This window comes from Pseudomonas sp. 05N434, assembly GCF_056396965.1.
Genome location: NZ_JBFTMK010000208.1, coordinates 1 through 7,850, shown reverse-complemented (window position 1 = coordinate 7,850; position 7,850 = coordinate 1). Strand labels below are relative to the sequence as shown.

Sequence of the window (7,850 nt, the reverse complement as noted above, 5' to 3'; positions counted from 1 at the left end):
GTCCCATCGCGATCCACAGAACCTTGCAGAGGTCTTTCGCAAAGCCGATTGGGTCGACGTCTCCCGTGGTGCGGTTACTTTTGGACTCTCACGACAGAAGCGACGTGAGATATTCTCGGCCTTTCCTGATGCAGGATTTCACATTCGCTTAGTTCAGCTTTCGCTCAAACGACTGCTAACGAACCCATTGAGCCCACTGCCAATGATGCGGCTCTGAATTTAGTGAGCCCACCCAGGCTGTGGTGATCACAATGCTACCGGACTTGTGGTCGTTGCACGGCGCGCATTGCTTCCAGACATTGAGCGCTTTGGGGGGGACCGCCCATACGGGAACACCCATACCACATAATTATAGGAATACCGATTTGCAAAAGTATGGGAACGCCCGTAATACTTCGCGGATGGAATTTAAAGAAAGACTCAAAATCGCCCGTCGCCATGCCGGTCTAAACCAGACCGAGCTTGCCGAGCGCGCCGGCCTCACGCAGACATCAATTTCCGACCTTGAGCGCGGCAAATCGAAGGCGACAGCCTTTGCTGCTCAGATTGCTTCGGTCTGTGGTGTCTCCCCTATGTGGCTCGCTGAAGGCAGTGGCGACATGCTCAAAGGTGTTGCAGTAACCGCTGAGCGCACTCAACCAAACGTGGCAATGTCAGACATTGAGACATGGGATGACGAAACCCCGCTCGATGACGACGAGGTTTACGTGCCATTTCTCCAGGAAGTGGAGTTAGCAGCGGGCTCCGGCCGATTCGCGATTGCCGAAAGCACCAGCGCCAGGCTGCGCTTCTTCAAGAAAGACCTTCGCCACAACAACGTTCAGTTCAGCAACGCGAAGTGCGTCGCGGTGAGCGGCAACAGCATGCTGCCGGTGCTGCGCGACGGCGCCACGGTTGGCGTGAACGTTGGCAAGAACACATTGAGCGATATCGTCGACGGCGAGATGTACGCGATCAACCACCACGGCCAGCTAAGGGTCAAACAGGTGTACCGCACGCCCACCGGAATTCGCCTGCGAAGCTTCAACCGAGACGAACATCCGGACGAGGACTACACGTTCCAGCAAATCCAGGAGCAGCAGATTTCAATTCTGGGGCATGTGTTCTGGTGGGCGATGTATTCGCGTTGAAGGGCTGAGTTGGCTCCAACGGTTGCAGCCTTGGCAGAACAACGCTCTGCTGGACGCCACTCCTCAATGCCTGGACGAGCTTGAGGCGTTCGTCGTACTGCGCGTGGCCGCACTCCCAAGAAGAATTTCAGCGCATCCAATCTCACCAAATGCAGACTCCCTCTCACCATAAGAATGTGGGAGCGCTGAATTATGGGAATACCCATTGACACAAATTACGGGTATACCTATATTCAAGTCCAAGCCAACGCATCACAGGCCCAGCAGCACCAAAAGTAAGGCTCAACTGAGCAAAGGGTGACATCAAATGAAATAGGGAAATGACCATGACCGTAGACATCAGCAACTACACAATCGCTACACCGCTTCCAATCTCCGACACCAACCCGATCGCGCTTGAATTGATCGGCTGGCGGGCACTGCTTGAATGCCCGGAAGTTGTTTCGATGCTTCCAGATGGCTCGCTGCAAATGACGGCGCCGACGCTCGGTGCTTCGAGCAAGAGCACCCTGCGGACGCGCTGCGAGTGGAAAGAGCCGGGCTATTGGTTGTTCGCCAGCGCTGCTGACCACTGGAACCGACAAGAAATGCGAGTCACGAAGGTCAACTCGCTGCAGAAGGTTGTGATCAGCCAGATTCATGTTCAGGGTTCGGAAAGGCCACCTGTAAAAGTGTTTTGGAACAAAGGCCGAATCACGATGGGATTTCGGTCGAGCTATCTCCAGGAAGACCCGGTGAACACGACGATTCTGGAAGACGTGCCACTCGGTGCACTTTTCAAAATCAACATTCACGCCAATTCGAACGGCGCTGTATCCGTCTCGGCGAGCTGTAATGGCGTCAAATCCACCTCTGCAATCATGCGCCTCGACAACACCTGGGACACGAAAACTCTCGCCTTCCACGGCGGTGTGTACAACCAGATCGATTACTCCGACACCACTGACCCGCAAGACGGTTCGGTCTGCATCATCAGCGACCTTTCCATCACCCACCTCTGAAATCGCGCATTTCGTGCGAGCATGACAACCAGCGTCACGTCAGCCTGACGATAACTGCCCGCCCCTCTCATTGAGAGCGCATCGGAGTGTGATCTGTAGCAAAGCAGGCACCTGACTGTTAATCAGGCCAGCCACTGAGTACGCCGGGCAGAGACCGGCGCAGGCAGAGCCAGAGGTGACGACCTCGCGCAGATCACCCCCGCTGCGCACGGCACGGATGAGCGCAGCCGAGTGGCTTTTGATCAGTTCACGACCTGAATGCACCACTGGAAAAGCGATTCTCGGTTGAGGCAGATATCCGAGCGCAATGCTCAACACGTCTCGAACTAAACAGACCACAAAAGACTTCCCGGATGGGTCAATCATCCCGACCTTGAAACCGCAAACGGTATTGCCCCGGGCTCTCCCCCGTCCATTTTTTGAAGGCGCGGTGAAACGCACTCGGCTCCTGAAACCCCAACTGTTCGGCAATATCGCTGATGTTCGCCTTACTCTGGCGCAACCGTTCAAACGCCACCCCGCGCCGCACTTCATCCTTGATTTCCTGATACGAACAGCCCTCACGTCCCAGTTTCCGGCGAAAGGTACTGGGGCTCAGGTGCTGTTCCAGGGCGAAGTCCTGCAAGGTCGGCCATTSGCTGTAATGGCTRTKGCGCARRCGCTGATGAACCTGCGATGCCAGSCCATGCTGGTTRCGGAARCGRATCACCAGCCATTGAGGTGCGGTGCGCAAAAACACTTTCAGCGAGGCAAGGTCCTGAACCACCGGCAGCCGCAAGTAGTGACTGGCGAACTCGATTTCGGTGTGTTCGGTGCCAAAGGTCAGGTTGGGCCCCCAGAGCAAGGCGTCATCACGCAGCGACAAACGCTGATGACGAAAGTCCGCACGATCGATGGGAATTCGCCGCCCGCCTAGCCAACACAGCAGACTGATCATCAACACCAGAAACGTTTCTTCGCCCAGCCGGCTGACCTCGCTGTTCTGCGAGCGGGTCTGCAAGCTGATGACCGCACGCTTGCCACGCACACTCAACATGCCGCGAAAATCACGCAGGAACAACGCGAAATTGGCCAGGCACTGACGCATGGCTTTTTCCAGCGTCGGCTCCTGAATCAATGCCCGACAGATCAAGGCAAAACTGCCCGGCGGCATACCATGGGAGTCCAACTGGAAAAATTCATCGTTCAACTCACGAATCTGCGCCAGCCACAACGCGGCGAAAGCCGTGGCCGGCACCCGTGCTGTCGGCTGATCCATCAGTGCCGGATCAATTCCCACCTGTTCAAGGAGTGACCGCAAACGCTGCGGCTTCTCACGCAACGCATGGATCATGGGATACATGAAGTAAACCGCCACCGAATCCGTTTCCCGCATTTGAATGCCTCTCTCGTTACATCTGAACATGGCAAAAAACGCCATCACCCTTGAACAGTTTTGGCATAGGCCAGCGGCGCTGCTGATTCTAGACTCGTGCTCAACAAAAAAGACCTGTTCAAGAGAGCCAACATGAACCATTCCGATATTTTTGTAGTGAGCGCCGTCCGTTCTGCCATCGGCAGCTTTGGCGGTTCACTCAAGGATGTACCGCCTATTCAGTTGGCAACCGATGTTTGCCGCGCCGCTATCGAACGATCTGGCCTGGCGCCCGAGCATATCGGCCACGCGGTGATGGGGCATGTGATCCCGACCGAGGCACGCGACGCCTACATCTCCCGGGTCGTAGCGATGAATGCCGGCCTGACGAAAGAGACTCCCGCCTTCAACGTCAACCGTCTTTGCGGTTCGGGTTTGCAGGCGATTGTCAGTGCCGCGCAAAGTTTGATGCTGGGGGATGCGGGCGCTGCGCTGGCAGGTGGCGTCGAGTCCATGAGCCGCGGCGCGTACCTGTTGCCGCAGGCGCGCTGGGGCGCACGAATGGGCGACATGCAGGCCGTCGACTACATGCTTGGCGCACTGCAAGACCCGTTTGCCGGTTTCCATATGGGGATCACCGCTGAAAATATCGCCGAGCACTATGGCATCACGCGTCAGGCCCAGGATGAGTTGGCGCTTCTCAGCCAACAGCGTGCTGCCCGGGCGATTGCCGAGGGGCGTTTTTCCGGGCAGATCGTGCCGATCGAAGTCGCGACCCGCAAAGGGACGGTTTCCTTTGCGACGGATGAGCATGTACGGGCTGAGGTCAACGTCGAGCAATTGAGCCGCATGAAACCGGCGTTCAAAAAGGACGGCACCGTCACCGCCGGCAACGCGTCTGGTCTCAATGATGGTGCCGGCGCACTGATCATGGCCACCGGTCAAACTGTTCAGGAACAGGGTCTCAAGCCCATGGCTCGACTGGTGGGTTATGCCCACGCAGGCGTTGAGCCCTCAATGATGGGGCTGGGACCGATTCCCGCCACCCGTTTGGTGCTCAAGCGCGCCGGCCTGACCGTTGCCGATCTTGACGTGATCGAGTCCAACGAAGCCTTCGCCGCCCAGGCCTGTGCCGTAGCGCAAGAGCTGGGCTTCGATCCGCAGAAGGTCAACCCCAACGGTTCGGGCATCTCGCTGGGCCATCCGGTGGGCGCCACTGGCGCGATCATCGCCACCAAAGCCATTCATGAACTGCACCGCTGTCAGGGCCGTTATGCCCTGGCGACCATGTGCATCGGTGGCGGCCAAGGCATCGCCGTGTTGTTCGAACGGGTTTGATCACAAGGACATACGCATGAACCTACAGAACATTGGCGTTATCGGCGCCGGCACCATGGGCAATGGCATCGCGCAAGTCTGCGCCCTGGCCGGCTTCAACGTGACCTTGATCGACATTTCCGAGAGCGCTCTGCAAAAGGCAATCGCGACCGTCGATAAAAACCTTGATCGGCAGGTCGCCAAGGACGCGCTGACGCAGGAACAAAAACTCGCCGCCCTCGACAAGATTCGCACCAGCACTGATTACGGCAGCCTGCTGAACGCGCAACTGGTGATCGAAGCCGCCACCGAAAACCTCGATCTGAAACTGCGCGTGTTGCAACAGATCGCCGCTCRGGTCAGCGCCGAGTGCGTGATTGCTTCCAACACGTCGTCGCTGTCCATCACCCAACTCGCCGCCAGCGTGAGCCAGCCTGAGCGTTTCATCGGCCTGCACTTTTTCAACCCGGTGCCGGTGATGGGCCTGATCGAAGTGATTCGTGGCCTGCAAACCAGCGATGCCACCCACGCCCTGGCGCTGGACATGGCAAAAACCCTCGGCAAGACCGCGATCACCGCGGGCAACCGTCCGGGCTTCGTGGTCAACCGGATTCTGGTGCCGATGATCAACGAAGCGATCCTGGTGTTTCAGGAAGGCCTGGCCAGCGCCGAAGACATCGACGCCGGCATGCGCCTGGGTTGCAACCAGCCGATCGGGCCACTGGCTCTGGCGGATCTGATCGGTCTGGACACGGTGCTGGCCATTCTCGAAGCGTTTTACGACGGCTTCAATGACAGCAAATATCGCCCTGCACCGCTGCTCAAGGAAATGGTCGCCGCCGGTTACCTGGGGCGTAAAACGGGACGTGGCTTCCATGCCTATGCCTGAGCGTTGCTCACGGTTTGCCGAGTACCGGGGCAAGGTGCTGGAGCTGTTTGCCAGCAAGGGTTTCGGTCAGGTCGGCATGCGTGAGCTGGCGACAAGCCTGGGGCTCACTCCAGGCTCGTTGTATCACCATTACCCCAGCAAGCAGCACTTGCTGCTCGACTTGATCGAGGAGTTCTACGAAGAGCTGTTGGCAACCTTGGGGCGCCTTGAACAACAGGTGCCGGCAAAACGCGACAGGCTCAACAGCCTGATCCGCGCCCACCTGAGTCTGCACCAGGAAATGCCCTGGCATTTTCGACTGGCGGAGCGCGACAGTGGCTGCCTCAACGAGGAGCAGCAGGAACAGGTTCGCCACTTGCGTGAGCAATACGAACGCAAATTGCTGCTGATGCTCGGAGCCAAACCCCGCGTGAGCGAACCGGCGCAACGGGCCGCGGGTCGAGCCATTGCAGCCTTGCTCAATAGCGCGCCCAGTTGGCTGATGCAACATTCGCTGGATGAACAAGAGCGCGATAATTTGATGGAAAACATGGTGAGTGGCGCCATCGAGCGATTATTGGCGCCAAAGACGCGTAATTGGGCGACGACTGCCAACGCGGGCGACAGTACGAAGCAGCCAACTACGAAATAACAAGCCTATGCGGCTCTTCCTCGAACTGAGTCGTCAGCAGATTCCGTACGACAAAGCCCCGATTATTCGGGGCTTTGTCATTTCTGGGGATACCTGCTGGTTGAGCCGGCAGACGTCGGAACAGTCGAAGGCTGCGGTCTTTTGACCTTCCAGCGCCCTTTGTTTACTGGGTGACCACAATCTTCCCGATCATCTGCGGGTGCAGCGCACAAAAATACTCGAACTCTCCCGGCGTATTGAACACCCAGGAAAAACTGTCATTCGTATCCAGCGCCCCCGAGCGAAACACCTTGTGGGTTTCTGCCACCGTGTGCGGAATCTGGTCGTCATTCACCCACGTCACTTTGGTGCCCACGGCCACGGTCAAATCCTTGGGTGCAAACATGAACTCCTTGATATCGATCTTCACCTCCTGAGCCCACGCCGGCATCGACAGCATCAGGCACACCACCGCCAACAGTCGCGTTTTCATCTGACCGCCCTCCCCTAGACCAGTGTCGAATCAATCAGCGCCAGCGGATGATCGCCCTGTGTCGCTCGCACATCGGTGATCCCCAGGTAATTGCGCAATTGATCGGCGGCCACCGTCATCGGCCCCGGTGCCGGCGCCGCACCCGGTGCAGGTTGTGGGTAAGCCGTGCCACGGGCGGTGTGGAAGGTGATGTTGCCTTCGACCTTCTGGATGACTTGATGGATGTGGCCGTTCAATACCGTCACTGAACCGTACTTGCGCAGCATCGCAATCGCCTGATCACCATCCTCGGTGCCCCAGCCCCACGGCTGATAAATCGTCCACAGCGGAATGTGGGTAAACACGACGATGGGTGTACTGGTCGTCACCGCCCGCAAATCATCGGCCAGCCAGGCCAGTTGATCGGCGCCAAGGGTGGCTTCGTGACCGGCCTGGAAGTTGAAGACGTTTACCAGTGCGATGAAATGCACGCCGTGGTCATCGAAGCTGTACCAGCCATTGCCTTTGGTGCCCTTGCCGTATCGCTCCAGGTAAAGCTTGCCGCCGCCCTCATCGAGGGTGTCGTGTTCACCCGGCACGTAATGCACGGTGGACGGCAGCCCCTTGAGCAACTGTGCCGCAGTGTCGAACTCCTCAGGCTTGGACAGGTGCGTGATGTCGCCGGTATGCAGAATCAGCGACGGTGGTTTTGGCAGCTTGATGACCTTGTCGATCGCCACCTGCAATGTCTTTGCCGGCTCCGGGTTGGCTTCCTTGTTGAAGCCGATGTGCGAGTCGCTGATCTGCACGAAGTGAAACGTGCTGGCCAGTGCCTTGGGGTCGGCGACGTTGCCTGCCTCATCCAGCGCAAAGGCCCGGGGAATGCCGCCGCTCAGGGCCCAGATAACCCCTGCCCCGGCCCACGCCGAGCACTTGAGCAGCGTTCGGCGGTCAGGGTTCAGCAAGTCGTCGGTGCGCAATGGGTGTTTTGATTGAATGTCCATCGGTATGTCCTCGCTGGCGGACTACAGTGATGTAGCTGACACGAGGTAAACCTTGCGGGATGAGTGTTTATTC

At 58.0% G+C, this 7,850-nt stretch carries 8 protein-coding genes and 1 pseudogene; 6 read left to right on the top strand and 3 right to left on the bottom strand.

From position 1 onward, the window contains the following. The 3 genes and pseudogenes from AC1DLB_RS14890 to AC1DLB_RS14880 form a co-directional block, all read left to right on the top strand. Window positions 1–217, top strand: a pseudogene (locus tag AC1DLB_RS14890) (hypothetical protein); the annotation flags it as partial. A 184-nt stretch (window positions 218–401) separates the two neighbouring features. Next, window positions 402–1,130 carry an XRE family transcriptional regulator gene (locus tag AC1DLB_RS14885; RefSeq protein WP_018927969.1) on the top strand — a complete coding sequence of 243 codons (729 nt, stop codon included), beginning with the start codon at window positions 402–404 and terminating at the stop codon, window positions 1,128–1,130. Between the two features lie 326 nt (window positions 1,131–1,456). After that, on the top strand, window positions 1,457–2,131 hold the full coding sequence (locus AC1DLB_RS14880; RefSeq protein WP_477744583.1) for a polysaccharide lyase family 7 protein: 675 nt from the start codon (window positions 1,457–1,459) through the stop codon (window positions 2,129–2,131). A 358-nt stretch (window positions 2,132–2,489) separates the two neighbouring features. Here the strand turns inward: AC1DLB_RS14880 and AC1DLB_RS14875 are convergent, their stop codons facing one another. Beyond that, the gene (locus AC1DLB_RS14875; RefSeq protein WP_477785191.1) at window positions 2,490–3,506 is read right to left on the bottom strand and encodes an AraC family transcriptional regulator; all 1,017 of its coding nucleotides are present in this window, start codon (window positions 3,504–3,506) and stop codon (window positions 2,490–2,492) included. Window positions 3,507–3,638: 132 nt separating this feature from the next. On the opposite strand from AC1DLB_RS14875, the gene AC1DLB_RS14870 reads away from it, so the two are divergent. From AC1DLB_RS14870 to AC1DLB_RS14860, 3 genes are read left to right on the top strand one after another with little or no spacing between them, the layout of a single operon-like run. Beyond that, entirely contained in the window at window positions 3,639–4,823 is a 1,185-nt protein-coding gene (locus tag AC1DLB_RS14870) for an acetyl-CoA C-acyltransferase family protein (protein WP_064617060.1), read from the top strand. Window positions 4,824–4,839: 16 nt separating this feature from the next. Further along, window positions 4,840–5,691: a 3-hydroxybutyryl-CoA dehydrogenase gene (locus AC1DLB_RS14865; RefSeq protein ID WP_477785190.1), complete on the top strand. Its 852-nt coding sequence runs from the start codon at window positions 4,840–4,842 to the stop codon at window positions 5,689–5,691. Next, on the top strand, window positions 5,678–6,322 hold the full coding sequence (locus AC1DLB_RS14860) for a TetR/AcrR family transcriptional regulator (RefSeq protein WP_477744581.1): 645 nt from the start codon (window positions 5,678–5,680) through the stop codon (window positions 6,320–6,322). Before AC1DLB_RS14865 ends, AC1DLB_RS14860 begins: the two co-directional genes overlap by 14 nt. A 163-nt stretch (window positions 6,323–6,485) precedes the next feature. Here AC1DLB_RS14860 and AC1DLB_RS14855 read toward each other — a convergent pair whose 3' ends face one another. Next, window positions 6,486–6,794, bottom strand: coding sequence for a cupredoxin domain-containing protein (locus AC1DLB_RS14855; protein WP_007941931.1), 309 nt, complete (start codon window positions 6,792–6,794; stop codon window positions 6,486–6,488). A 14-nt stretch (window positions 6,795–6,808) separates the two neighbouring features. Further along, window positions 6,809–7,777 carry a metallophosphoesterase family protein gene (locus tag AC1DLB_RS14850; RefSeq protein ID WP_018927975.1) on the bottom strand — a complete coding sequence of 323 codons (969 nt, stop codon included), beginning with the start codon at window positions 7,775–7,777 and terminating at the stop codon, window positions 6,809–6,811. Window positions 7,778–7,850: the final 73 nt, after the last annotated feature.

Bases quoted from the DNA above. Each gene is read 5' to 3' on its own strand.
- AC1DLB_RS14860 (WP_477744581.1), top strand. From the start codon at position 5,678: ATGCCTATGCCTGAGCGTTGCTCACGGTTTGCCGAGTACCGGGGCAAG.
- AC1DLB_RS14850 (WP_018927975.1), bottom strand. From the start codon at position 7,777: ATGGACATTCAATCAAAACACCCATTGCGCACCGACGACTTGCTGAAC.
- AC1DLB_RS14870 (WP_064617060.1), top strand. From the start codon at position 3,639: ATGAACCATTCCGATATTTTTGTAGTGAGCGCCGTCCGTTCTGCCATC.
- AC1DLB_RS14880 (WP_477744583.1), top strand. From the start codon at position 1,457: ATGACCGTAGACATCAGCAACTACACAATCGCTACACCGCTTCCAATC.
- AC1DLB_RS14855 (WP_007941931.1), bottom strand. From the start codon at position 6,794: ATGAAAACGCGACTGTTGGCGGTGGTGTGCCTGATGCTGTCGATGCCG.
- AC1DLB_RS14885 (WP_018927969.1), top strand. From the start codon at position 402: ATGGAATTTAAAGAAAGACTCAAAATCGCCCGTCGCCATGCCGGTCTA.